Origin of the sequence: Acidovorax sp. LjRoot194 (genome assembly GCF_964253015.1) — a bacterium.
Taxonomy (GTDB): domain Bacteria; phylum Pseudomonadota; class Gammaproteobacteria; order Burkholderiales; family Burkholderiaceae_C; genus Acidovorax.
The window spans coordinates 5,194,964-5,220,007 of sequence record NZ_CAXUQB020000001.1 but is presented as its reverse complement, the minus strand read 5'-3'; the positions used below and the strand labels follow the sequence as shown (position 1 = coordinate 5,220,007).

Genomic DNA, 25,044 nt, shown 5'->3' with positions numbered 1-25,044 from the left:
TTCGCCTTCGATCCGTCACCGCGCCATGACGGGCCTGGTTGTGTCTGCTGCCGTGGCGGCCCTCAGCGGGTGCTACGTGGCACCCATCCAGCCTGCGCCCGCGCCTGTGATGGTGCAGGTTCCGCCGCCGCCTGCGCCGGTCACGCTGGCTGTGCGCCTGTACCCTGCCAACGACCAGGCGACCGGGCTGGGCGTGGTGCATGCGGTGGTCACCAACGATCTGCATGGCCGGGGCACTTTCCAGGCCAACATTCTGGGCGAATCGTTCATGGGCGAGGCCACGCGCAAGGCCGGGTCGTCCCGCGAAGGGCTCGCCAGTGGCGCGGGCAGCCGGGGCAGCTACCTCAGTTGCCAGTATTCGATGAACTCGTCCACGCTGGGCATGGGGTCGTGCCGCCTGTCGAACGGCGCGCTGTTCACCATGCACGTGGGCGGCTGACGCCGCGATTCCTCAGGGCAAGGGTTGCCCGGCGGCTGCCACGTCGGTGGCTGGTTGGCCGCCCTTGAGGTGCCCTACGTACTGCAACGCCTGCTTGATCTGCACCGACGGCACGTCGCCCTCGCGCATGTGCAGCAGATCGGCGGGGCTGATCAGCAGTGCCGAGGCGTCGGTCAGCGGCAGCTGGGCGGCGCGGTAGGCCTCCAGCACGAGTTGCGAACAAAAGAAGCGGTCGTTGCGGGCCGCGCCCAGCTGGATGGCAGCGATGCCGCGGATGCAGGCGTCGCGCACGCTGCCCGGCACGAGCGGCAGCTCGCAGTACTTGCGCTGCAGGGTGAAGGGGGCCTGCAGCACGATGCCCGTGGTGTTGTACTTCTTGCCGTCCTGCGCCTGCGCAAAGGCGCGCATCGCCGTGGCGTGCTCATCGGTCACGCCCGGGTGGCGAAAGGCGACGATGGTGGCTTCATCGGCCACGAACTCGGCCGTGCTGCGCATGCGCACGCCCGAGCCCACCGCTTCGATGATCCGGTCGTCACCGAGATAGAGCGCCGCATGGCTCACGGGCGACAGCGTGATGGCGCGGATGCCCAGCGAGTTGATGCCGTTGGTGGCCGACAGAATGATGTCTCCGGCCCGCAAATCCTGCCCGCTGATGGACTGCCCCCCGTTCGCGGGGGTGAGGAGGCTGCTGTTTTGCAGCTGCAGCGTGGGCAGGCCGTTGTCCGCATCGCGGCCGATGCGCGTGGCGCAGCCGCTGGCAGCCACCACCACGGCCAGGAGCGCGCACAACGCGGCACGGTTGCTGCGGCCGAAGGGGCGGGAGAGTGCCGCGAGCTTGTGGAGTTGTGCCATGGTGGGTGCCGGTGGGGTTGCTGAACGACGGCGTCAGACGCCGCGCGCGCGCTCGGCCTTGAACTGCGCGCGGAACTGCGCAAAGGCGCCGGTGTCCAGCGACTCGCGCACTTCACGCATGAGGTTCAGGTAGTAGTGCAGGTTGTGCACGGTGGTGAGCATGGGGCCCAGCATTTCGCCGCAGCGGTCCAGGTGGTGCAGGTAGGCGCGGCTGAAGCCGTCCCGTCCGCCTTCGTCCCACGACACGCCCGACATGCCCGCGCAGGCGTAGCAGGTGCAGCTGGTGTCCAGGGGCTGGTGGTCGGTTTTGTGGCGCGCGTTGCGGATCTTGAGGTCGCCATACCGCGTGAAGATGGTGCCGTTGCGCGCATTGCGCGTGGGCATCACGCAGTCGAACATGTCCACGCCGTCGGCGACGCCCTGCACCAGGTCTTCGGGCGTGCCCACGCCCATCAGGTAGCGGGGCTTGTGCGCGGGCAGGCGGTGCGGCGTGTGCGCCATGATGTCCAGCATCTCGTCCTTGGGCTCGCCCACGCTCACGCCGCCCACGGCGTAGCCGGGGAAGTCCATCTCGACCAGGCGCTCGAGCGACTCCTGGCGCAGGTGCTTGAACATGCCGCCCTGCACGATGCCGAAGAGCGCGTTGCGGTTGTTCAGGCGGTGAAACTCGTCGTGGCTGCGCTGGGCCCAGCGCAGGCTCATCTCCATGCTCTTGCGGGCTTCGGCCTCGGTGGTGAGGTGGCCCTTGGTCTCGTACGGCGTGCACTCGTCGAGCTGCATCACGATGTCGGAGTTGAGCGTGGTCTGGATCTGCATGCTCACCTCGGGCGACATGAAGAGCTTGTCGCCGTTGACCGGGCTGGCGAACGTCACGCCTTCTTCGGTGATCTTGCGCATCGCGCCCAGGCTCCACACCTGAAAGCCGCCCGAATCGGTGAGGATGGGCTTGTCCCATTTCTCGAACCCGTGCAGCCCGCCGAAGCTCTGCATCACGTCGAGGCCTGGGCGCATCCACAGGTGGAAGGTGTTGCCCAGGATGATCTGCGCGCCCATGTCGTGCAGGCTGCGCGGCATCACACCCTTGACGGTGCCATAGGTGCCCACAGGCATGAAGATGGGGGTCTGCACCACGCCATGGTTGAGCGTGAGCGTGCCACGGCGTGCGTGGCTGGAGGGGTCGGTCTTGAGAAGGTCAAACTGCAGCATGATGGGCCGTATTGTCCCAGACGGCCTGCGGCGATCTACGGTTGCCCGGCGGCCGCCACGGCCCACGGCGTTTTCAGGGGGCTTCCATCGGGTGGCAGACGCCCCATCGGCACGCAGGGACAAGGGCTGGCGCTGGCGCGGTGCGTGGCTACACTGATCCGTAACACGCGGACAACCCGCTCAAAGGAGACCTTCATGCTCAAGATCCTCATCGCCGTGGATGGCTCGGAACTCGCTCTGGATGGCGTTCACCATGCGCTGGCGCTGGTGAGGCAGGGCCTCCAGGCCAGCGTGGTGCTGGCCAACGTACAGGAGCCCGCCACGCTGTACGAGCTGGTGACCACGCGCGACCCCGACCTCATCGCCGCGGCCAGCCTGGAGGCGGGCGAGCACCTGATGGCGTCGGCGCGCACTTTGCTCGATGCCGCCGGCGTGCCGTACGAAACCGACATCGGTGTGGGCGACGTGGCCCACACGCTCGTCGACATGATCGAGCGCTCGGGCTGCCACATGGTCGTCATTGGCGCCAAGGGGCAGGGCGCGATCACCACGGCGTTGCTCGGCTCGGTGTCGCAGCAAGTTGCCAACGCGAGCCCCGTACCCGTGACCATCGTCAAGCATGCCGACGTGCTGGAAACGGTGGACGGTGATCTGGTGGAAGACGCACAGGCCTGATGGCTTTGCAGGCCGGGCGGAAGCGCCTGGCAGAAACAGCAAGGGCCGCGTGCTGCGGCCCTGGGATGGCTTCAGTTTGGCAAAGAAGGCCGCGTTACCCCGCGGCGTGCCGCGTCAGGCTGCCTTGCGAAACGGCTCCGAAGGCCGCTGCAGCTTGCCGTGCGGCAGCGTGGCCAGCCGGGTGAACATGCGGCGGCAATAACCGCTGATCCACAAACACTTGTTGAGCTCGTCCACCGGCAGCGGGCCGGACACCACGACGATGTCGTTGGCGGCCTCTTGGGCACCCGCGGCGCGCAGGCGGCGGCGGGTGTTGTTGGCCCAGGACTGGATGCGCGTGGGGCTGCCGTGCTGGTGCACCTCGCCCGTGTGCACATCGAACGCAATGGCGACGGTGTCGGTCTTGAGCTTGAACTTGCGCTCACCCGTGACGGTACTCGGCGTGTCGCGCATGTCGTACAGGTAGTAGCTGCCTGCCTTGAGCTGGTATTGCATGTCCATGGGTGTTCCTCTCTGTCGGCATTTTCGAGGGTGCACACGCAGGGCAGTGCCCAGTAAAACGGCTGAAAAGCCGCCCTTATCGCAGGCTGCGGCGGCCACCATGCCAGCGTCGGTGCGCGTGCGATTGTGGCGGCGCGCCGGCAGCATGGCGCAAAACTTGAGAGAGTTCTGGTAACGAGTTGTGATGGGTCTCGCCGGTCAGCTGCGCAACCCATGCCGTTGCCAAGGAAAGCCAGCCCGCACGAGCGGCGCAGCGCCTGATACTGGCGCTGCCCAAGCCAGCGCCACCGTGGAACTGGCTTTGCCAGGCCACGGGTGGCGTCCCCCTCAGGGGGAAGGCGCCGAAGGCGACTCAGGGGGAATTAAAAGTCCACCAAGCTCACACCCACGCTGAACACGGTGCGCTTGCGGTTGTAGTCGATCATGCTGTCGCCGTAGCCGCTGAACAGTGCGGTGTGCAGGCGCAGGTTGCTCTTGCCGCCCAGGGTCGAGCCCACGGCCTGCAGCCATTCCACGCGCACGGAGCCGCGGTCGGTGCTGGACAGCGAATGGCGCACGGTGGCGGACAGCGTGTTGTCCTTGTTGACGTTCCAGAACGCCGACAGCTCGCCGCGGCCGATGTAGTCGGCAATGCCGGGGTTGTCGTCGCTGCCCGAGCTTTCAGGAATGCGCTTCCAGATGCGGGCGTTCACGCTCACACTGTTGGACAGCTCCAGGCCCGTCATCATGTACACGCGGTTCCAGCTGCGCGACAGGGGCTTGCTCTGGCCGTTGGACTGGTGCACCAGCCCGACGCCGCTGTAGCGCCACTTCCAGCCGAACGGCAGCTCGGCCGTGGTGGGGTAGACGTACATGACTTCGGGTTCGTGGTCGGTGGCGCGGAAGGGGCGCGAGATCTCGGGCGTGAACAGCTGCCAGTACGACTGCTGGGTGTAGCCGAACCACACCGAATCCTTGAGCGTGGGGTGGCCCTGCGTGAGCAGGCCCTGCGCGACCTTGGTGCGCACCGACAGCTGGATGCGGTTCTCGGCGCGGCGGTAGGGGGTGGACTCGGTGGCCGAGTGGTCTGCCGCGTCCGACGTGGGCTGGCGGTTGACGTTGCTGCCAGCCACCACCGACAGCGTGATCGGGCGGTAGCCGCGGAAGCGGAAGGTGCCGCAGTCGGTGCCCGACTCCAGCTCCCAAAAACGCGACAGGTCGCTGTACTGCGCGTCGCGGCAGCCGTCGGTCTTGGCCACGTCGATGATGCGGGTGGCGGGCAGCGTGCTGTCCACGGGGGGTGGCACGGCGGCGGCATCGGTGGCCGCGCCTGCAGCACCTGCCGAGGCGCCGGGCGCCTTCCAGGTCTGCTCGGCCGACAGCTGGTCGAAGCAGGCCAGGCGCGCCTGGTTGTCGGTGGACAGCGCTGCGCAGCGGCGCCAGCCGGCGTCGGCACCGGTGGCGGCCGCTGCAGGGGCCGCGGACTGGGCGAACGCAGCGCCTGCGGGTGCCAGCGTGGCGATCACCAGGGCGGCGGTGCGGTGCAGTGCCCAGCGGCCGGGTGCTGCGGCAGCGGTCTGTCCCGCGGCCACAGTGCGTGCCGGCGCAGAACGCCAAGCTCCGCGCAGAGGGCTGCTGGAGCCGGGGGAGGGGTGTGCGCTGTGTTCCATGGTCCGCTTATTTCCTTGCCGCAACTTCCACCGCCACCCAGCCTGTCCGGGTGGCACCAGTGCAAGTGCCGTTGATCGATTCATTCATGTCCGCGACACCGCGGGTTCCCGGGCCATCCGCCTGCATCGCTGCCTGAAGAGGTCCGTGCTGCGTGCCGCTGCAATTCCAATTGCCGCCGCCACTGCCGCTGTTTCTGCGCTGTACGGTACCACGCACGTCCTGTGCCAGCCCCGTACACAGCATCTTGTGCCGCACCCCCACACCGCACCTTCCACACTCCGCTCCCGAACTTCCCGCCTTTCGCTAGCGGTGGTCAATGGCCAAGTCTGGTTGCGGTGTGGCGGGTGCTTTTCCCAGGTGTCCGATGCGTGCCAGCGGCCTCGCGGGTGCCGTGTTCATGTCCACAGCAGCCGGGCGGGCCGGGCTGGATTGTGGGTGGTACCGGCTCCTGGCGCTTGTAGGATAAGCGCTGATAGCTATCAAAAGCAAAGCACCCGGCGCCAGTCTGCCGGTGTGTGGCGGTACCGCAACGGCGCTGCGGTGAGGGCTCGCTTCGCTGTGGGGCCTCTCAGGGCGTGGGCGGGGCGCTGTCGGCCAGCGCTTTCTTGGCGGCAAACTCGGCGCGCAGGGCCTTGAGCTTTTCGCGGGGGTCTTCGCGCACGGTGGCCTTGTCCAGGCCCATTTCGGCGATGAATCGGCTGGGCTGGGCCGACACCATCTCGCGGCCCTTCTTGCGCTTTTTGGTCCAGCTCACGGCCAGGGTGCGCTGGGCGCGGGTGATGCCCACGTACATCAGGCGGCGCTCTTCCTGCAGGCGCTGCAGGGTGTCGTCGCTCACCTTTTGCTGGCGGCCTTCGTCGTCGTCGAGCTTGAACGGCAGCATGCCCTCGGTCACGCCCACCAGCACCACGTGCGGCCACTCCAGCCCCTTGCTGGCGTGCAGGGTCGACAGCGTGACCATGTCCTGGTCCTTCTCGCGCTCGCTGATGGTGGACAGCAGCGCGATGGTCTGCGACACCTCCAGCAGGCTCTTGGTTTCCTTGGCCACCACGGCGCCGGCGGTGTCGTCGATCTGGCCGCCTGCGCGCTGGGCCATCCAGTCGCAGAACTCCATCACGTTGCTCCAGCGCGCGGCCGCCACCTTCTCGCTGTCTTCGTTGTCGTACAGGTGCTGCTCGTAGCCGATTTCCTTGAGCCACTCGTTCAGGAACGTGCGCGAGTCTTCGGCCCCATGCACGCGGCGCGCACTGTACTCCAGGTAGTTGATGTACCGGCCGAACTCGTGCAGCCCGTCCATGGCGCGCTTGGGCACTGCGGCGGGCAGCATGCCGTTGAACAGTGCGCCGAACATGCTTTGCTTGTGCTGCGTGGCAAACGCGCCCAGAGCGGCCAGCGTGGTGTGGCCGATGCCGCGCTTGGGGCTGGTGATGCAGCGCAAGAACGCCGGGTCGTCGTCGTTGTTGATCCACAGGCGAAACCAGGCACACAGGTCCTTGATTTCCGCGCGGTCGAAAAAGCTCGTGCCGCCCGACACCTTGTACGGAATGTTGGCCTTGCGCAGCGCTTTTTCGAACGGCTTGGCCTGGTGGTTGGCGCGGTACAGCAGCGCAAAATTCTTCCAGTCCGGCGGCGGGTTGCTGGCCGCGCGCAGGCTCTGGATGCGGGCCACGGCGCGGTCGGCTTCGTGCTCTTCGTTGTCGGCGTCCACCACGCGCACGGGCTCGCCCTCGCCCAGTTCGCTGAACAGCGTCTTGGGGAAGAGCTTGGGGTTGGGCCCGATCACATTGTTGGCCGCGCGCAGGATGGCGCTGGTGGAGCGGTAGTTCTGCTCCAGCTTGATGACCTTGAGCTGCGGAAAGTCCACCGGCAGCTTTTTCAGGTTGTCGAGCGTGGCGCCGCGCCAGCCGTAGATGGACTGGTCGTCGTCGCCCACGGCTGTGAAGTGGCCGCGCTCGCCCACCAGCAGCTTCAAGAGCTCGTACTGCGTGGCGTTGGTGTCCTGGTATTCATCGACCAGCACATGGCTGAGCAGTGCCTGCCACTTGGCGCGCACTTCGGGGAAGTCGCGCAGCAGGCGCAGCGGCATGCCGATCAGGTCGTCGAAGTCCACGCTCTGGTAGGCGGCCAGGCGCTCCTCGTAGCGCGCCATCAGCGTGGCGATGATGCGCTCGTTGTCGTCCGCCGCCTGGGCCAGCGCCTCTTCCGACGTGAGGCCCATGTTCTTCCACTTGCTGATGACCCACTGCCACTGGCGCGCCGTGGCCATGTCAGTGGTGCCGCCCGAGGCTTCCTTCAGGATGCCCGTCACGTCGTCGGCATCCAGGATGCTGAACTGGGGCTTCAAGCCCAGCACGCTGCCGTCCTCGCGCACCATGCGCACCCCGAGGGCGTGGAAGGTGCACACCAGCACCTCCTTGGCCCGCTTGCCGATGAGGTGCTGCGCACGCTCGCGCATTTCGGACGCCGCCTTGTTCGTGAAGGTGATGGCCGCGATGCGCTTGGGCTCCATGCCTTTTTCGATCATGTGGGCGATTTTCTGGGTGATCACCCGCGTCTTGCCGGAGCCCGCACCGGCCAGCACCAGGCACGCGCCATCGGTGTAGTGGACAGCCTGAAGCTGGGCGAGATTGAGACCGAACGACATGGGGAGGGAGGGGGGCGAAGAAAAACCAGGAGAAGGGGGCACGGGGGCCGCCGCGGGGCTGGGCCTCGCAATGCGCAGGCCAGGGCCGCAATGATACCGGCCGTCCCGGGAGGGCGGGGCCACCGCCGCGGCTGACACGGCCCTGACGGGCAGCTGCGCCCGGCCCCGCCAGGCCCGCGGGCTGCGGGAAACCCCGCTAGGGCGCGCATGCACACACTTTGATACTGGCGCGGCAGCTCCACCCACCGATCAGATCACGAGCCCCACACCATGACCCCCTCTGCATCGACCCCTGCGTCCCTGTTCCCGTCCCTGTCTCTGCGTACGCGCACCAGCGCCCTGTACCTGATGGCCGCGGGCACCCTGCTGGCGGGGGCCTTCCTGGCACAGCCTGCGCGGGCCCAGTCCGGCAACAACGCAGCCGTGCGCATCGGCGTGGTCGGGCCGTTCACCGGGCCGTCGGCGGACTTTGGCGTGCCCATGCTCAACGGCATCAAGCTGGCGGTGGACGAGATCAACGCGGTGGGCGGCTACCTGGGCCGGCCGCTGGAGCTGGTGGTGAAGGACGACGCCGCCAACCCCGACCAGGGCCGCAAGGTGTCGCAGGAGCTGCTGGCCGAGAAGGTCGTCGCCACCATCGGCTTTTGCAACACCGGCGTGGCGATGAAGGCCATCGACCTGTTCCAGGACGCCAAAAGCCCCCTCATCGTGCCGTGCTCCACCGGCACGGCGGTGACGACCAAGTACCCGGCGGCCGACAGCTACATCTTCCGCGTACAGGCCCGCGACGCGCTGCAGGCGCCCTTCATGGTGGACGACATCGTCAAGCGCGGCTGGGACAAGGTGGCCATCTTTGCCGACAAGACCGGCTACGGCGAGGGCGGCTACAACGACGTGGTGGCCGCGCTGGCCGCCAAGAACCTCAAGCCCGTGCATGTGGCGCGGTTCGACCTGGGCGTGAAGGACCTCACGGCCGAGCTCACGGCCGCCCGCGCCGCGGGCGCGAACGTGGTCTACAGCTACACGGTAGGGCCGGAGAACGCGACGATCGCCAACGGCAAGAAGGCCATGGGCTGGAAGGTGCCCCAGGTGGGCGCCTGGCCGCTGTCGTTCCCGTTCTTCCTCGAAGGCGCCAAGGACGCCGCCGAGGGCGCGCTCATGGTGCAGACCTTCATCGCCGAGCCCAGCAACGAGCGCCGGGCCTCGTTCCTGTCGAGCTACACCCGCAAGTACCAGGGCAAGGTGGCGGTGCCCATGGCAGCGGCCAACGCGTACGACGCCACCTATTTGCTGATGTATTCGTTCCTCGGTATCCGCGACGGCAACCTGTCGGGCCAGGCAGTCAAGGATTCGCTGGAGGGCAAGATGAAGACCTACTACGGCGTGGTCGCCACCTACGACAAGCCCTTCAGTCTGCAGGACAAGGATGCGATCACGCGCAACATGCTGGTGATCGGCATGGTCAAGAACGGCGCCATCACGTTTGCCTACCCCGAGGACGCCAAGCGCAACCTGATCATCCAGCGCAAGCAGTGAGAGCGGCTCACAAAACTCTGCTGGCGGTGTTGCCGCGTCTTGTCGTACTACTCGTACTGCCTGCGACGCAGCGCCTGGCCAGAACCGCTTCGCTGAGCTTTGTGATCCGCTCTCAAGCTGCTTTCGCATTCGCCGCGCGTGATGGCACCCGCCTGACTTTGCGCTGACCACCGCGCGGGCGCCCTGCACGGCTGCGCGGCCCAGCACGGACAATATCCCCCGTGCTCTCCGTCCTTCTCATCACCTTCCCCTTCTTCGCATTGGTGCTGTGCGGCTACCTGGCCGCGCGGCGCGGCGTGCTGCCGCAGCCGGCCATCCCGGGGCTCAACGCCTTCGTGCTGTACTTCGCGCTGCCCTGCATGCTGTACCGCTTTGGCGCCAGCACGCCCATCGGCCAGCTGCTGGACCCCGCCGTGGCGGGCGTGTACGTGCTGTGCGCGCTGGTGATGGTGGGGGCTGCGGTGGCGCTCACGCGCAAGGCGCACATCGGCTGGAACGACGCGGCCTTCGGCGCGCTGGTGGCCGCCTTTCCGAACACCGGCTTCATGGGCGTGCCACTCCTGGTGGCGCTGCTGGGTGCGCAGAGTGCGGGCCCCGCCATCGTGACCATCGTGGTGGACATGGTCGTCACCAGCTCGCTGTGCATCGCGCTGTCGCGCCTGGATGGCGCGGGCACCCACGGTGTGGGCGTGGCGCTGCGCAGCGCCTTCCGGGGCATGGCAACCAACCCCATGCCCTGGTCGATTGCGCTGGGTGCGCTGGCCTCGGCCTTGCACTTTCAGTTGCCCGGCCCGGTGGACAAGACCATCGCCATGCTGGCCGACGCGGCCTCGCCCGTGGCGCTGTTCACCATCGGCGCGGTGCTGGCGCGCTCGCAGATGAACCAGCACGAACAGGTACCCCCGCGCGACTACGTGCCCCTGGCGCTGGCCAAGCTGCTGGTGCACCCGCTGTTGGTGTGGGCTGTGGGCACGGCGGCCATCGCACTGGGCGTGCCGCTCACGCCGTTCGCGCTCTCGGTGCTGGTGCTGCTGGCCGCGCTGCCCAGCGCCAGCAATGTCTCGCTGCTGGCCGAGAAGTTCGGCGCCAACAACGGGCGCGTGGCGCGGATCATCCTGGTGTCGACGGCGCTCGCGTTTCTCAGCTTTTCGGCTGCGGTGGCGCTACTGACCTGAATGCTATTGTTTGTATAGCTGCTTTCGCAGGCGGGGTGAGCGGGAGGGGCAGATTTTTCTATCAATAGGCTTTGCAGGCCTGGCTTACCGATGCAACCAGCGCCTCGCGTGCGTGGTGCATCGCATACATGGCCCCTACCCAGACCAATCCTTCCAAAAAGAGGTCAACGAAAAAATCCGGCCTGTAGATGCGCGTGACACTGGTGTACACCGCCTTGAGCACGATCAGCATGGGCGCTGCCAGCGACGCGGTATATGCCACGGCCTTCCAGCCTTGAAGATAGGTGCCGATCGGAACCGTCGGATGGCATCGGATGACTGCACCGTGGCGTTGCCAGTCGCCGTAGGCCTCCCACAGCATCATCGCGTTCAGAAAGCTGAAAACCGCCATCGGCACCAGGCAGAAAAGGACCAGGTTCGCATCAAGGGTGTTCCAGCTGGCATCGTCGGCCCGCTCGGCCTTCTGCTCAGGGCTTTCGTCGCGGCGCATGCCTTCGGTGCTGATCACTTCTTCGGCCGTATCCACCGCCAGGTCCAGCCATTGGATCCATGTGCGCACACGGGGTTGCTGGCCCAGGGCGGCGGCGTAGACACAGGTGTCGTCGACACACACCTGTTTGTCGGGGGTGATGTGGCTGCCGGGCAGGTACCAGTCGTCGGATTGGCGCGGTAGCCAGACTACAAACACCGTGGTGGTGACGTAGGTGCTCTGGACCATTCCCGTGGGCTGGTGGTCCAGTTCGATGGCCATCCAGTCGTAGCCTCGGTGCTGCCCCTTCACGATCCATTGAGGCCGAGTGCCTGTCAGGCCGAGCCGCTCCCACAGTGGCGCCGAAAAATTGTCCAGCAGGCCCCTGGGCGGCTTCTCCTTGACGGCCATCTACAGGTGCTCCAGGTCGGCATCGTCCTGCGCGGTGCGCCTGGACTGCAAAGCCACGGGGATGGTGAGGGCGATGCACAGCAGCAGGTTCCACGGACCAGGCATACCGTACACAGCCCAGCCCGCACCGATCACTGCCAGCACGATGGCCATGCGAAGCCATGACAGGCCTTCGCACAATCTGAGGGAATATCCGAGGACCAGATAGATCACGGCCAACATCAGCGGCCAGCCGAAGATGCTGTAGATCAGCAGCACGGCGAGACCGGTGCCCTTGGCTTTCATGAACCACGATGCCCAGATCCAGTTGGTTGCCAGCGTGGACACCGCGACGGCGATGGTGGTCCACAGAGGGGAGAGAAGGGTGGTGTAGAGCTTCATGGGAGCCGGCGGCGAATATCGTCCGGAGTATGTACCGTGGTGATGCCCTGCAGTGTGGCGGCCAATGCGCCACCGCCGCAGGCTTTCAGCGGCCGGCCAGCTCGGGGCTACTGGCGGTAGCGCAGAACGATACGCTTTGACGTTGTTCGATCTGTGAGTGGAGGGGCCCCCTTCTGGCCCGGCATCCGTCGATGCCTGCATCCCTTGTTTGCTTTCGCCTGTCCTCGTATCAAGGCACTGCTGGCTTGCGCCCCACCAGGTAGCTCACCCCGTCGGGGCCGTAGAACTCCGAATGCGGCTCGTGCGCCTGCAGGTGGAACACATCGCCCACGCCGTACAGCCGCTCCGACCCTGCGGTCACGATGCGGATCTCGCCCGACAGGATGAGCGCCTTGGCCTCGAACGGGTGCGTGTGGTCGTCCAGCCTGCCATCAGGCTCGCGTGTGACGGTGACTGGGGGCTCGAAGCCTTCATCGGCCAGGGCGCGGGTGAACGTATCGGTGTGGTCCATCGATGTCTCTTGTCTGTGTGGTGAGGCCCCAGTGTAGGCAGTCGAGGGGCCGTCGCACAACGCTGGCGGTGCGTGTCTGCCGGAGCGTTGGTCAATCCGGCGCCGGGCCCTGGCTCTGCAGAAATCCCAGCAGGAACGCATCGACATGCTGCAGCGGGTGCGGCCCGCGCTCGGGGATGGTGCCGGCCAGTTGCAGGGCTCTTTGCAACTGGTCGTCCAGCTTTTGGCGCCAGCGTCCTCGTCGGTCCAGGATGTCGGCCACGGCCTGCGCGGTGGTCGCTTGCGTGGTGGCCGCAGCGGCGTCCTGGCCCAACAGCATGGCGCCTGCCAGGTCGGGGTCGTAGTCACTGGCCAGCAGCAGGGCGGTGCCGGTCTCGTACAGGCGGTCCATGTTGCCCGCCTCTGCATAGCGGCGCGTGATCAGCAGAAAGTCTGTGGCGTCCTTGGCGGTGTCCAAATGCCGGTCGCGCCATGCGATCAGCTTGAGCACCGCCAGCGACGGCAGCGATGCCACGCGCACCACCAAGGCTCCATCCAGCGCCACTTCGACGGCGGCGCGGTGAGCTTCGGCAAAGCCCGCGACGTTCATCACCACCGCATGCTCCGGCGGCCAGGCGATGGTGGCCTGCGAGCTTGCCACGGCGCCGAAGGGCAGCAGGTCGAGCGGAACGCCGTGGGGCATGTCTGCCGGGCGGTACATCAGCCGGTGGGCCACGCCAGGCTGTGGGTGGAAGCTGCCTTGTGATAGCAACCGGTCCTTGATGGCGCTGAAGGCGGCCCAGTCGGTCAGGTGCAGGCCCAGGTCCACGTCGCGCGTGGCGCGGCCCGTGTTTTGGCCGTGCACATGCCACAGCATCAGGTCGCGGGCCAGCGCGCCGCCGACGAAGAAGTCGATGCCCAGGCTGTGCGCTGCAGTGCTGGCCTGCTGCAGGATTTCGCGCAGCAGCGGGTCGATAGGGCGCTCAGGCGCTATCTTGAGCATCGCGGCCGGTGTCCAGATACTGCGCGCGGATGCGCTGGGCGGTGTCGATGTTGCGCGGGTCGGCACTGGCCATCAGGTCTGCGTAGACGAGCAGTGGCGGCACCGTGGCGCTCGCAGCGTCGGCCTCTTCGGCCAGGGGCCAGAAGGTGTCGAGCACTTCGATGGCGCCGGTGGGGTCGGGGCGCAACCGGTGTTTCAGGATCAGCGCTTCGGGCTTGGCGGTGTAGATAGTCGATTGCTCGGGCTGGAGATACCCGGTCAGGTGGTAGGCCGCGACTTCGCCGCCCCACACGGCCTGTTGCGTGCGCAAGTCCACGCCTTTCCACCAGTCTGCGGCTGGCGCTGCGAAGCGCCGGGCGTGCAACCGGGGACGCAGTTTGACCGGAAAGTGCGTGGCCCACTCTTCCTGCAACGCTCCGGGCGCCAGCAGGCGGCGCGGCTCGGTCGGCGCCAGGTGCCCGCGTGCCTGCAGGTCGGCCAGCACGTCCCCCACGGTGCCCAGCGCCACGTCGGCGGCGGTCGCGATGTCGCGGTAGGTTCCGGTGGCGAGGGCAGGCCGGGTCAGCAGCGCAAAGACGATGCGCAGTCCGGCTGGTGTGAGGGACTTGAACCGCCCCACTGGCCGCGCGCTCTCGGGGCGGGGCTTGCCGGTCACGTACACGAAGCATCCCGGTACGTCGAGGTAGGCGTTGCCTGCCGCATCGATGAAGTTCAGTCCCAGGCTGCGGCATTGCCGGGCGGCCTCGGTGGTGACGAACGGTGCGACCAGCACCGTCGGCTCGCGCCGCTGGCGGGCCCTGGCCTGGAGCGTGCCCAGTGTGTGGAAACGGTCGACGGCCTTGATCTCGGCCGCAAAGCGGACGGGCTGAGCCTGGGGCGAGATCACGTCCAGCCAGGCATCGGGCGATGCGTCGCCGGGGGCTTCTTCCCTGACCTGGTGGATGGCAGCCCGCTCCATGCGCACCCCTGTTTCTGCTTGGAGTGCGGCGATGGCGTCGCTCAGGGTCGTCTGGGTGTTCATGTTTTTAAAGTGTTCACGCAGTGTGAACATCGAGAATAACTGAACGCATTGTTTTGTTCAATATATTTTTCTGTTCGTGAAACGTGAACAAAACATAAAAATGAACAATCAGATCACCAGCGGATCCACATCCACCAGCCATCGCACCAACCCCTTATGTTCCGGTGCGCTGCGCGTGACCTGAAGCACGGGCTGCCAAGCGGCCAGAAACCGCTGCAGGGCGGCGCGGCTGCTGCTTTCCATCAGCATCTGGGCGCGCTCCACGTTGGCCACGCGCTGGATGGTCAGAGGCACGGGCGGGAACAGCGTCACGGCCTCCAGCCCCGGCAATGCGGCGGCATGGGCCGCAGCCGTGGCGGCGGTCAGAAAGCCCTGTGCGACCTCCTGCGTGCGGGCATCGGCGCGCACCAGGGCCTGGAAGGCGAACGGCGGCATGGCGGCTTCTTCGCGCTCCTGGAGCTGCTGGGCGGCAAAGGCCGGGTAGTCGTGGGTGCGCAGCGCCTCGTACACCGGGTGCTGCGGGTGAAAGCTCTGCACCCACATCTCGCACTGCGTGCCCTGGGCCGCCATGTAGGCCGCGTCGCGCCCCGCGCGGCCGGCGGCCTGCATGAGCAGGGCGAACAGGCGCTCGGGGGCTCGGAAGTCACTGGAAAACAGCGCACCGTCGGGCTGCACAGCCGCCACCAACGTGATGCGCCGAAAGTCATGCCCCTTGGCGATCATCTGCGTGCCCACCAGCACATCCACCTCGCCCGAATGCACCTGGGCCAGCTGCGCTTCGAGCGAGCCTTTTGCCTTGGTGGTGTCGGCGTCGATGCGGGCGATGCGGGCGGGGGTGCGGTCGGGCCGCAGCACCTCGGACAGCAGGTCGCCGAGCTGTTCTTCGAGCTGCTCGGTGCCCCGGCCCATGGAATGGATGTCCGGGCTGCCGCAGGTGGGGCAGGCGCGGGGCACGCGCACCGTGTAGCCGCAGTGGTGGCAGCGCAGGGTGCGGTCGGCCTTGTGGAAGACCTGGTGCGCGCTGCAGTGCGGGCAGTCGCTCTTCCAGCCGCAGTCGGCGCAGTGCAGCACGGGCGCGTAGCCCCGGCGGTTGAGCAGCACCATGCTCTGCTCCCCGCGCGCCACGCGCTCGGTGATGGCGGCCAGCAGCGGTGCGCTGAAGATGGCGCGGCGCGGCTGCTGGTTCATGTCCACGCGACGCACCCGGGCCGGGGCGCCAGCGCCGATCCGGCTGGGCATCGCCAGGCGCACGTAGCGCCCGCCTTCGGGGTCTTCCGCCGTGGGCGGGCGGCTGGCGTGCCAGGTCTCCAGCGACGGCGTGGCCGAGCCCAGCAGCACCTTGGCGCCTTGCTCGCGCCCGCGCCAGATGGCCAGGTCGCGCGCCGAGTAGCGGGCGCCTTCCTGCTGCTTGTAGCTGGGGTCGTGCTCCTCGTCCACGACGATGATCTTCAGGCCCGGCAAGCTGGCGAACACCGCCATGCGCGTGCCCAGCACGATGCGGGCAACACCGCTGTGCGCGGCCAGCCAGCTCTTGAGGCGCTGCGGGTTGGTCATGCCGCTGTGCAGCGACACCACCGCCTGGCTGCCAAAGCGCGGCGCAAAGCGGGAGGTAAAGCGCTCTTCGAGCTGCGGGGTGAGGTTGATCTCGGGCACCATCACCAGCGCCTGGGCCGTGGGGTCGGCCTCCAGCGCCTCCTGCACGCAGCGCAGGTAGACCTCGGTCTTGCCGCTGCCGGTACTACCGAACAGCAAAAACGGGCCGGATTCGGATGAAATTCGGGCCCTGGCGCTTTCCTGCTCTGCGGTAAGTGCTATGGTTTCGATAGCGTTGGCGGCGTCACCGCCTGCCGTTCCCTTGGCCGGGCGCCGCAGCCGCCGCGCCAGTTGATCGGGCTGCAGGTCGCGCAGTTGCGGCGGCAGGGCTGCGAGGGCCACCTCGCCCAGGGCGCGCTGGTAGTAGCGCGCCGCAAAGGCGACCAGCCGGCGCCAGGGCAGGCCCAGGGGTTCCACACCCTCCAGCACCCCCGCAATCGAGCGCATCGCCGCGCCTTCGGGCAGCTCTCCGGTCGCATCCTGCGCGTCCCACACCACGCCCAGCACCTCCCGCTTGCCCAAGGGCACCCGCACCAGCGTGCCAGGCGGCAAGGGCCGCTCGCTGGCATAGCTGAGCAGGTCCCCCACGCCGCTGTGGGAGGGCGTGTGCAGCGCGACATGGACGATGGTGGAAGGGGTGGTCACGGGTATTGGACAGTTACACGTGCTTGTGCAGGCGATGTAGAGGTTTGACGGCTAAGTGCTTGATTTGCTGTGGGTGGGGAGTAATCCCGACTTTCTGTGGATAACTTTGTTGACATCCTGCCTGGACGCCCCGCCAAGCCGCATGAATACTGGCCCGGAACACATTGCCCACAAAATTGGCAGCTAGAAAAAATCGTTATGAATCAATCATCTGAAGAATTTTGACCGCATTTTCTGTGCTATGGCCCGGCTACTGCGCAATGCTGCGCCGCATCAAGATTTGTGTGCATAAGTCGAACATCGATCCGGCGTCAAGCCCCGGAACAGCCCCATTTTTGTGCTAGCGGCGGTGGCGCATGCTCGACGTTTTGTGCGGTTTGGCCTGCAAGTGCTTGATTTGACTGGGAATTTGTAAGAAATCCAGAATTTCTGTGGATAACTTTGTTGATATCCCCTGTGTTTGCCTCGCAAGCCCTTGAAACGCCGTGCTTTCGGTGGATTGCCTGCAAAAAATGCAACGCAGTGCATTCCTTTGAAATCAATGACTTACGTGGCGGTTGAGAATCTTTTCGCTTTTTCTCGCACGCCTTGCCGTTGCGTGCAGGGGGTGCGTGCGCTGCTCCAATTTTGTGCATAAGTAGCGCCTGGCCCCGCTTGATGCCCGGCTTGGGGGCAGGGCGGCGCCCGCAGGCCGCCGCCGAAGCACCGCCGGGCAGGCTAGCCCTGCCGCTGCGCGCGCGAGTGGCTGTGCACGGCCTCGACCAGGGCCGACACATGCTCGGGCGGCGTGAACTGGCTGATGCCGTGGCCCAGGTTGAAGATGTGCGTGGGGCCGGTGGTGGTGCGGTCGGTGTGGGGCTTGCCAAAGCTGTCCAGAACGTGGCGCACCTGGGTGGCGATTTGCGCGGGGGGCGCAAACAGCACGTTCGGGTCGATGTTGCCCTGCAGCGCCTTGCCGGGGCCGCCCGCCTGGCCGCCGACGATGGCACGGGCATGGCCCAGGTTGGCCGTCCAGTCCAGGCCCAGTACTTCGCAGTCCAGGTCGTTCATGTCCGGCAGCCAGATGCCGCCGCCCTTGGTGAAGACGATGCGCGGCACGTCGGTGCCGTCCACGCCGGTGCGCTTGAGCTGTGCCAGCACCCGTTTCGTGTACGCCAGGCTGAACTCCTGGAAGGCGCCGTCGGCCAGCACGCCGCCCCAGCTGTCGAACACCATCACGGCCTGGGCACCCGCGTCGATCTGGGCATTGAGGTAGGCGGCCACGCTGTCGGCGTTGATGGCCAGGATGCGGTGCATCAGGTCGGGCCGCGCGTACATCAGGCTCTTGACCATTCGATAGTCGTCGCTGCCCTTGCCCTCGACCATGTAGCAGGCCAGCGTCCAGGGGCTGCCCGAGAAGCCGATCAGCGGCACGCGGCCGTTCAGGGCCTTGCGGATGCTGGTGACGGCGTTGAATACGTAGCGCAGCTTGTCCATGTCGGGCACGGCCAGCTGATCCACAGCGGCCTCGTCGCGCACCACTTTGGCAAAGCGCGGGCCCTCGCCCTCGGCGAACGAGAGCCCCAGGCCCATCGCGTCGGGCACGGTGAGGATGTCGCTGAACAGGATGGCCGCATCGAGCGGAAAGCGCTCCAGGGGCTGCAGCGTGACCTCGGTGGCGTAGTCCACATTGGTGGCCAGCCCCATGAAGCTGCCCGCCTTGGCGCGCGTGGCCTTGTACTCCGGCAGATAGCGCCCCGCCTGGCGCATGAGCCACAAGGGCGTGTAGTCGGTGGCCTGGCGGCGGCAGGCACGCAGGAAGGTGTCGTTGGAGAGGGGGGCAAAGCTCATCCTGCAATTGTCGCAGGGTGGACGGCAAGGCCCGGCACGGTGTGCTGCGGCTGAACCTGGCGCGCCCCAGGCCAGCGCCACTGTGGGTCCTGTTTTACCGGTCCACGGGTGGCGTCCCCCTCAGGGGGAAGACGCGAAGCGGCTCAGCGGGAGCTAACTATCTCTCAGCGATGTAGTGCGACATGCGCACGACCTCGCCGGGTGCCAAAAATGCACGCACCTCCGTCTCCAGCGCCTGGTCGGCCATGGTGGCGCGGGCGCGCTGGTGCAAATAGTCGGCCCAGGACTCGACGATAAAGCGCTCCACGTAGCGCGAGGGCTCGCCCAGGTCCTTGTACACGCGCCAGAAGGTGGCGCCGTCGCGGCGGCGCGGGGCCTTCATGCGGCTGATGGTGTCCAGGAACTCGGCGTCCGAGCCGGGCGCAATGCGGTAGCCCACCTCCACGGCGACCGGGCCGGCCTCGGGCAGGGGCTCGGCCTCGATGAAGAGTTCGTCCCAGGGCGTGGCCTGCGTCACTTCGTGCAGCGCGCCCATGCGCAGCGGCATGGGCCGTGCCAGCAGCAGCCCCGCCCCCATGAGCGCGGCGGCCGTGTACAGCGTGGGGGCCAGGCCCACGATGTCCGATGCCGCCCCCCAGAAGGCGGAGCCCATCGCAAACGCACCCAGCGCCGCCACCATGTGCATGGCCACTGCGCGCGACCGCACCCACTGCGGCGCGCTGGCCTGGGTGGCGGTGTTGAAGGTGGACATGGCCGACATCCAGGCCGCGCCCGCAAACAGCATGGCGATGTACACCACCCACGCGATCTTGGTCATGGCAGCGACCAGCATGGCGGCGGCAAACACCACGCCGCCTGCGCCCACGATGATCTCCATGCCAAAGCGCGCGCGCAGCCGCCCCAGCACCAGGCCCACCGCCACGGCGCCGGTGCCCAGGCAGCCCATCAGCAGGCCGAAGCCCGGCGCCCCGGTGCCCAGGCGCTGGGCGATGACGGGCAGCAGCGCCCACAGGGCCGAGCCCGCGGCGCTGAACGCCATCACGCGCACCAGCTGCGCCAGGATGATGCGCGAGTGCCAGGCAAAGCGCAGGCCGCTCAGCGTGCCGCCCCACAGGCGCTCGGCGGGCAGCTTGGAGGGCGGGTGGGCCTTGGGCGGCCAGCGGCGGATCGACTGCCACATTACCAGCGTGGTGGTCACGGTGACGGCAAACACCCACCCCGCGCCCAGCTGGGCAAACACCAGCCCCGCCAGCGTCGGCCCGATGGCGCGCGCGGCGTTGTAGGCAATGCTCACGGCGGTGATGGCCTGCGGCCATTCGTCGCGCGGCACCGGGTCGATGACCGACGAGTTCCACGCCGGCGTCAGCACCGCCGTGCAGCAGCCGCAGATGAACACCAGGAACAGCACCGACGCCGGCCCGCCCCAGCCGCCCAGCACCAGCAGCGTAAGCAGCACGCTGGCACCCACCTGCGCCAGCAGCGCGCCCGAGATCAGGCGCCGCCGGTCCGTCGTGTCGGCCAGCACGCCCGCCGGCAGCGCCAGCAGGAACATCGGCATGAACACCGCCGTCTGCACCAGCGCCGCCAGGAACGAGGAGCCCGTGAGCTCCACCATCAGCCAGGCCGCGGCCATGGTCTGCATGCCGCTGCCGATGAAGAACACGCCACCGCAGACCCACAGGCCCCGGAATGCTGGTTGGCGCAAGGGGCTCCACAAAGAGGTTGATGGCTGCGACATGAATGGATGGTGGGGCGGTGGGTGTGGGCCGGGGTCGGCCGCGGGTTCGTCGTGGTGCGGTCGTATGTCGTCGTGGGGTGCGCTCAGCAGTTTGTGGCCGCGAGTCCCGCTCTGGAGGATATCGTCGGTTCCCCGTTTTAGGGCGGTTCCGCGCGCATCCCCTTCAATCTGTGTGCCGCCCGCCGCGCAGCCGGTAGGTGCGGGGCACGTCGGTGCGGGTGGCGACCAGCGCCTCGGCGCGCTGCTGCATGTCGGCCAGGGCCTGGTCCAGGCTCTGCACGGCGTGCGCGTCCAGCCCGGCCAACAGCTCCTGGTTGAGTGCCTTGACCTGCGGGAACAGCCCATCGTGCACCGCCTGCCCGGAAGGCGTGAGCGACAGCACGGCCTGGCGGCGGTCGCCCGGCATGGCCTCGCGGATGAGCAGCTTCTTGGCCAGCAGCGAGGTGATGGCGCGCGAGGTGCGGGCCCGGTCCAGCCCCAGGCGCAGGGCCAGCTCCGCCGGCGGCAGGCCCGGGTGCTGCGCCAGCACCATGAGCAGGCCCCATTCGCGCCGGGTGATGCCGTAACCGCCTTCGCACAGCCGCACCACCAGGCTACCAGCCACCGCCAGCAGGCGGTTCAGGCGGTACATCAACAGGTCGTGGGCCACCAGCGGGTCGGCCAGCCGGCTGGCCGCTGGCGTGGCCGGGGAGGGCGCGGGCATCAGGGTATCTCCGGGCATGAATTGATTAGATCAATCGATTGTGGGCCCAATACAGTGGGCCGCGCGGCGACGCTCTTTTGCTCGATGCCTGCCTGCCTGTCCTTTGCCACTGCCCCTGCCTGGAGACCCGACCATGCGAAAACCCCTCGCCCTCGTGCTGACCGCCGCGCTCGCCCTGTGCGCCACCCTGGCCCAGGCGCAGGACACGCCCTTGCGCATCGTGGTCGGGTACGCCCCAGGTGGCGCGACCGACCGCGTGGCCCGCATCGTGGCCGACAAGCTGGGCTCCAAGCTCGGCACGCCCGTCATCGTGGAGAACAAGACCGGCGCGGGCGGCCGCCTCTCGGCCCAGGCTGTGAAGGCCGCCCCCGCCAACCAGCCCATGCTGCTGCTGGCCAACCCCGCCGTCATGCTGGTGGCGCCCCTGGTGTTCCCCGACGCGGGCTACGACCCCGAGCGCGACTTCCGCCCCGTGAGCCATGTCAACAGCTACGAGTTCGGCGTGGCCGTGGCCAGCGCCGTGCCGGTCAAGGAACTGCCGCACCTGATGGCCTGGCTGCGCGCCAATCCCGACAAGGCCAACTTCGGCGTGCCCGCCACCGGCAGCCTGCCGCACTTCTTCGGCCTGATGGTGGGCGACGCCGCCAAGGTGCGCGCCGAGGTGGTGGGCTACCGCGGCTCGGCACCGCTGCTCAACGACCTGCTGGGCGGCCAGGTGCCCGTGGCGTTCGACACCTTCGACACCCTGCTGCCCCAGCACGAGGCCGGCAAGATCCGCATCCTGGCCGTGTCGAGCGCCAAGCGCAGCCCGCTGGACCCCAAGATCCCCACCTTCAAGGAAAGCGGCATGGACCTGGCCGCCACCGGCTGGAACACCTTCTTTGCACCGATGAGCATGCCCAAGGCCCAGGCCGAACGCCTGGCCGGCTTGATTGTGGAGGTGATGAAGGACCCGGACACCCAGCGCAAGTTCGAGGCGGCCAAGATGGAGCCGGTGGTGGCGACCATGGCGCAGACCGAAGCGATGCTGAAGGCGTACCGCGCGCAGTGGGCGCCGGTGGTGCAGCGCTCGGGCTTCAAACCTTGACGCGCCGCGCTTTCGTCAGCGCCAAACTTCAATCGTCAATCGCCAAACGCTGCGCACCACACACCACCAACCGTTCACGCTGAGCCTGTCGAAGCGCCGCGCAAGGCTTCGACAGGCTCAGCCCGAACGGTATTGACGATATCGCCGAGCGCTACCGACAAGCTCCCACATACACCCCGCCTCTGCCACCACCTTCGCCGCCACCTCCCAACACCATTTACCCGTTCACGCTGAGCTTGTCGAAGCGCTGCGCAAGGCTTCGACAAGCTCAGCCCGAACGGACTTGGGTGGTGGTGAGAGCCAACCGATCACTCGACCCCTCGGACCCGCCCCATGCCCCAGCGCCCCAACATCATCTTCATCGTCGCCGACGACCTCGGCTATGCCGACCTGGGCTGCTACGGCGGGCGCGACGCCAGCTTCGGCGCCGTGTCGCCCGTGCTCGACGGCTTGGCCGCACGCGGCCTCAAGCTCACGCAGGGCTACTCCAATTCACCCGTCTGCTCGCCCACGCGCTTTGCGCTGATGACCGCGCGCTACCAGTACCGCCTGCGCGGCGCGGCCGAGGAGCCCATCAACAGCAAGAGCCGCGGCAGCACCACGCTGGGCCTGCCGCCCGATCACCCCACGATGCCGTCGCTGCTGCGCGCAGCGGGCTACCGCACGGCGCTGATGGGCAAGTGGCACCTGGGCTACCCGCCCGCTTTCGGGCCGCTGCGCTCGGGCTACGAAGAGTTCTTCGGCCCCATGTCGGGCGGGGTGGATTACTTCACGCACTGCAGCTCGGGCGGTCAGCACGACCTGTACCTGGGCGACGAGGAAAAGCAGCAGGACGGCTACCTCACCGACCTCATCACCGACCACGCGCTCGACTACGTGGAGCGCATGGCCCCGGGCGCGCAGGCCGGCACGCCGTTCTTCCTGAGCCTGCACTACACGGCGCCCCACTGGCCGTGGGAGACGCGCGACGACGAGGCGCTGGCGCAGGAGGTCAAGGGCAACCTGTTCCACCTGCACGGCGGCAACATCGACACCTACCGCCGCATGATCCACCACATGGACGAGGGCATCGGCCGCATCATGGCGCTGCTGCAGGCGCAGGGCCTGGAGCGCGACACGCTGGTCGTCTTCACCAGCGACAACGGCGGCGAGCGCTTCTCGGACAGCTGGCCCCTGGTCGGCGGCAAGATGGACCTGACCGAAGGCGGCATCCGCGTGCCCTGGATCGCCCACTGGCCCGCCGTGATCGCGCCGGGCGGCGTGAGCCCGCAAACCTGCATGACCATGGACTGGTCCGCCACCATGCTCGATGCAGCAGGTGCGGCCGCTGCGCCCGACTACCCGCTCGACGGCCGCTCGCTGATGCCGCTGCTGCGCGACCCATCGGTGCTGGACGAGCCCGCGCTGTTCTGGCGCATGAACCATCGCGGCCAGCGCGCCATGCGCCAGGGCGACTGGAAGTACCTGCGCGTGGACGGCAACGACTACCTCTTCAACCTGGCCCAGGACGAGCGCGAGCGCGCCAACCGCGCGCTGCTGGAGCCCGCGCGCCTGCAGTCCATGCGCGCGGCGTGGGAGGCGTGGAATGCGTCGATGCCTGCGATTCCCGAGGACGCGACAGTGAGCCTCGGCTATTCGGTAAAGGACATGCCGGGGAGGTAAAGCCCCCTGAGTCGCTGCGCGCCTCGGTGGTACGCGCCAAGAGGCGCGGCCTCTTCGGCCTGTCCAAGCATGCGCAGGCAGGCTTGGAGCCGCAGCTCAGCCCCGGAGGGAGACGCCACCGGTGGCCCGGTAAAGCTGGTTCCACGGTGGCACTGGGATGATTGCGCGCCAGTTTTGGCGGCCGGAGCGCCGCGCAACCAACGACCGTTCGGGCTGAGTTTGTCGACGCCTTGCACGACCTGCGAAATCTTCGAAGCTAATCCCAACTTCGTTCGTGCTGCTCTCGCCGAAGGGCTGTCCCCTTCCATGCCCTAGCTTCTACGGGCTCAGCCCGAACGGATGGGATGACATGGATGGAGCATGTTTTTAAGCGTTTTAGGCCCCTACCGCTTGATAGACAAGCGCCACCAGCTATTGATTCAATAGCGTCCCGCTCTTCCCCGCCTCCAGCAGGCGCGTGAGCAGCGGGTGCATCACCTTGCGGGCGCTGTAGATCAGGTGGAACTGCTCCTGCACATCCGGCGTGGTGCCCACCTGCACCAGGCCGTGGGTGTGTGCCAGGTGCTCGCCCAGCGACACGGGGGCGGGCATCACGCCCATGCCGGTGGCGGCAAAGGTGCTCAGGAGGGCGCTGTCCTCGAACTCCCCGGCGATGCGCGGGCGGATGCGTTCGCGTTCCAGCCAGTGGTCGATGCGGGCGCGCATGGCGGCGTGGTCGGTGGGCAGCAGCACGGGCACCACGGCCAGGCTGTGCGGGAAGTCCGTCGCCGCCGCCTCGGCCCACAGCGGCGGGGCGTACCAGGCGATGGCGCTCGTGCCCAGCAGCTGGCTGGTGGTGCGCAGCGCGCGGTTGGGCGGCGCGGCGCGGTCGGCCAGCACCGCGTCGAGCTTGTGCAGCGCCAGCTCGCCCAGCAGCGGCTGGAACTCGCCCTCGTGGCACAGCAGGCGCAGGTGGGGTTCGTCCAGCACGGGGGTCAGCAGCCGGTGCACGGCCAGCTTGGCGATGCCGTCGGAGATGCCCAGGTTCAGCCGCAGCGTCTGGCCGGTGGCGGCCTCGCGCACGCGCACCGGCAGCAGCTCGCCCAGGGCAAAGATGTGGTCCGCCTCGTGCAGCGCGGCCACGCCTGCGTCGGTGAGCACGAGGTTGCGGCCCTCGGAGCGCAGCAGGCTCACGCCCAAGGCCTTTTCCAGCTCGCGCACCTGCGCGCTGATGGTCTGCACGGCCATGTCCAGCCGCTCGGCGGCGCGCGCGATGCCGCCCTCCTTGGCCACCACCCAGAAGTAGAAAAGATGGCGGTAGTTGAAGCTCTGGCTCATGGGGTTTCCTGGGAGA

The 25,044-nt window shown here is 67.6% G+C and carries 21 protein-coding genes; 6 read left to right on the top strand and 15 right to left on the bottom strand.

Annotation, left to right across the window (positions count from 1 at the left end; all coding sequences use genetic code 11):
- Positions 1–25: 25 nt before the first annotated feature.
- Positions 26–439 carry a hypothetical protein gene (locus ACSQ3N_RS23595; protein WP_436147608.1) on the top strand — a complete coding sequence of 138 codons (414 nt, stop codon included), beginning with the start codon at positions 26–28 and terminating at the stop codon, positions 437–439.
- Between the two features lie 12 nt (positions 440–451).
- On the opposite strand, the gene ACSQ3N_RS23590 is transcribed toward ACSQ3N_RS23595, so the two are convergent.
- Entirely contained in the window at positions 452–1,291 is an 840-nt protein-coding gene (locus tag ACSQ3N_RS23590) for a YiiX/YebB-like N1pC/P60 family cysteine hydrolase (protein WP_436147607.1), read from the bottom strand.
- Between the two features lie 33 nt (positions 1,292–1,324).
- Entirely contained in the window at positions 1,325–2,497 is a 1,173-nt protein-coding gene (tgt, locus tag ACSQ3N_RS23585; protein WP_436147606.1) for a tRNA guanosine(34) transglycosylase Tgt, read from the bottom strand.
- Between the two features lie 195 nt (positions 2,498–2,692).
- Here tgt and ACSQ3N_RS23580 point away from each other — a divergent pair, with 195 nt between their 5' ends.
- Positions 2,693–3,172 carry a universal stress protein gene (locus tag ACSQ3N_RS23580; RefSeq protein ID WP_056172679.1) on the top strand — a complete coding sequence of 160 codons (480 nt, stop codon included), beginning with the start codon at positions 2,693–2,695 and terminating at the stop codon, positions 3,170–3,172.
- A 114-nt stretch (positions 3,173–3,286) separates the two neighbouring features.
- Here ACSQ3N_RS23580 and ACSQ3N_RS23575 read toward each other — a convergent pair whose 3' ends face one another.
- The 3 genes from ACSQ3N_RS23575 to ACSQ3N_RS23565 form a co-directional block, all read right to left on the bottom strand.
- Positions 3,287–3,673 (bottom strand): hypothetical protein, encoded by a 387-nt coding sequence (locus ACSQ3N_RS23575; RefSeq protein WP_436147605.1) that lies wholly within the window; start codon positions 3,671–3,673, stop codon positions 3,287–3,289.
- 362 nt (positions 3,674–4,035) lie between these two features.
- Complete coding sequence (locus tag ACSQ3N_RS23570) at positions 4,036–5,322, bottom strand: phospholipase A (protein ID WP_436147604.1); 1,287 nt, start codon at positions 5,320–5,322, stop codon at positions 4,036–4,038.
- A 569-nt stretch (positions 5,323–5,891) separates the two neighbouring features.
- Complete coding sequence (locus ACSQ3N_RS23565; RefSeq protein WP_436147603.1) at positions 5,892–7,967, bottom strand: ATP-dependent helicase; 2,076 nt, start codon at positions 7,965–7,967, stop codon at positions 5,892–5,894.
- Between the two features lie 348 nt (positions 7,968–8,315).
- On the opposite strand from ACSQ3N_RS23565, the gene ACSQ3N_RS23560 reads away from it, so the two are divergent.
- A complete protein-coding gene (locus ACSQ3N_RS23560) occupies positions 8,316–9,503 on the top strand; it encodes an ABC transporter substrate-binding protein (protein ID WP_156372209.1) in 1,188 nt (395 codons plus the stop codon).
- A 221-nt stretch (positions 9,504–9,724) separates the two neighbouring features.
- Positions 9,725–10,678, top strand: a complete 954-nt coding sequence (locus ACSQ3N_RS23555; RefSeq protein ID WP_056420200.1) for an AEC family transporter — start codon at positions 9,725–9,727, stop codon at positions 10,676–10,678.
- A gap of 61 nt (positions 10,679–10,739) precedes the next feature.
- Here ACSQ3N_RS23555 and ACSQ3N_RS23550 read toward each other — a convergent pair whose 3' ends face one another.
- From ACSQ3N_RS23550 to ACSQ3N_RS23510, 9 genes are all read right to left on the bottom strand, one after another.
- Positions 10,740–11,558 carry a hypothetical protein gene (locus ACSQ3N_RS23550; protein ID WP_056420197.1) on the bottom strand — a complete coding sequence of 273 codons (819 nt, stop codon included), beginning with the start codon at positions 11,556–11,558 and terminating at the stop codon, positions 10,740–10,742.
- Positions 11,559–11,939, bottom strand: coding sequence for a hypothetical protein (locus ACSQ3N_RS23545; protein WP_056420195.1), 381 nt, complete (start codon positions 11,937–11,939; stop codon positions 11,559–11,561).
- 229 nt (positions 11,940–12,168) lie between these two features.
- Positions 12,169–12,450: a cupin domain-containing protein gene (locus ACSQ3N_RS23540; RefSeq protein ID WP_436147602.1), complete on the bottom strand. Its 282-nt coding sequence runs from the start codon at positions 12,448–12,450 to the stop codon at positions 12,169–12,171.
- Positions 12,451–12,541: 91 nt separating this feature from the next.
- Positions 12,542–13,432: a nucleotidyl transferase AbiEii/AbiGii toxin family protein gene (locus ACSQ3N_RS23535; protein ID WP_436147601.1), complete on the bottom strand. Its 891-nt coding sequence runs from the start codon at positions 13,430–13,432 to the stop codon at positions 12,542–12,544.
- Positions 13,413–14,453, bottom strand: coding sequence for a type IV toxin-antitoxin system AbiEi family antitoxin (locus tag ACSQ3N_RS23530; protein WP_436147600.1), 1,041 nt, complete (start codon positions 14,451–14,453; stop codon positions 13,413–13,415). Before ACSQ3N_RS23530 ends, ACSQ3N_RS23535 begins: the two co-directional genes overlap by 20 nt.
- A gap of 108 nt (positions 14,454–14,561) precedes the next feature.
- On the bottom strand, positions 14,562–16,691 hold the full coding sequence (priA, locus tag ACSQ3N_RS23525) for a replication restart helicase PriA (protein WP_436147599.1): 2,130 nt from the start codon (positions 16,689–16,691) through the stop codon (positions 14,562–14,564).
- 717 nt (positions 16,692–17,408) lie between these two features.
- Positions 17,409–18,521: a uroporphyrinogen decarboxylase gene (gene hemE / locus ACSQ3N_RS23520; RefSeq protein ID WP_056172708.1), complete on the bottom strand. Its 1,113-nt coding sequence runs from the start codon at positions 18,519–18,521 to the stop codon at positions 17,409–17,411.
- Between the two features lie 157 nt (positions 18,522–18,678).
- Entirely contained in the window at positions 18,679–20,259 is a 1,581-nt protein-coding gene (locus ACSQ3N_RS23515; RefSeq protein ID WP_056172711.1) for an MFS transporter, read from the bottom strand.
- Between the two features lie 163 nt (positions 20,260–20,422).
- Positions 20,423–20,962, bottom strand: coding sequence for a MarR family winged helix-turn-helix transcriptional regulator (locus ACSQ3N_RS23510; RefSeq protein ID WP_056172716.1), 540 nt, complete (start codon positions 20,960–20,962; stop codon positions 20,423–20,425).
- A gap of 133 nt (positions 20,963–21,095) precedes the next feature.
- Between ACSQ3N_RS23510 and ACSQ3N_RS23505 the strand changes: the two genes are divergently transcribed.
- A complete protein-coding gene (locus ACSQ3N_RS23505) occupies positions 21,096–22,049 on the top strand; it encodes a tripartite tricarboxylate transporter substrate-binding protein (RefSeq protein ID WP_056172719.1) in 954 nt (317 codons plus the stop codon).
- Positions 22,050–22,382: 333 nt separating this feature from the next.
- Entirely contained in the window at positions 22,383–23,711 is a 1,329-nt protein-coding gene (locus ACSQ3N_RS23500) for a sulfatase family protein (RefSeq protein ID WP_056172721.1), read from the top strand.
- Positions 23,712–24,122: 411 nt separating this feature from the next.
- Here ACSQ3N_RS23500 and ACSQ3N_RS23495 read toward each other — a convergent pair whose 3' ends face one another.
- Positions 24,123–25,028, bottom strand: coding sequence for a LysR family transcriptional regulator (locus ACSQ3N_RS23495; protein ID WP_056172723.1), 906 nt, complete (start codon positions 25,026–25,028; stop codon positions 24,123–24,125).
- Positions 25,029–25,044: the final 16 nt, after the last annotated feature.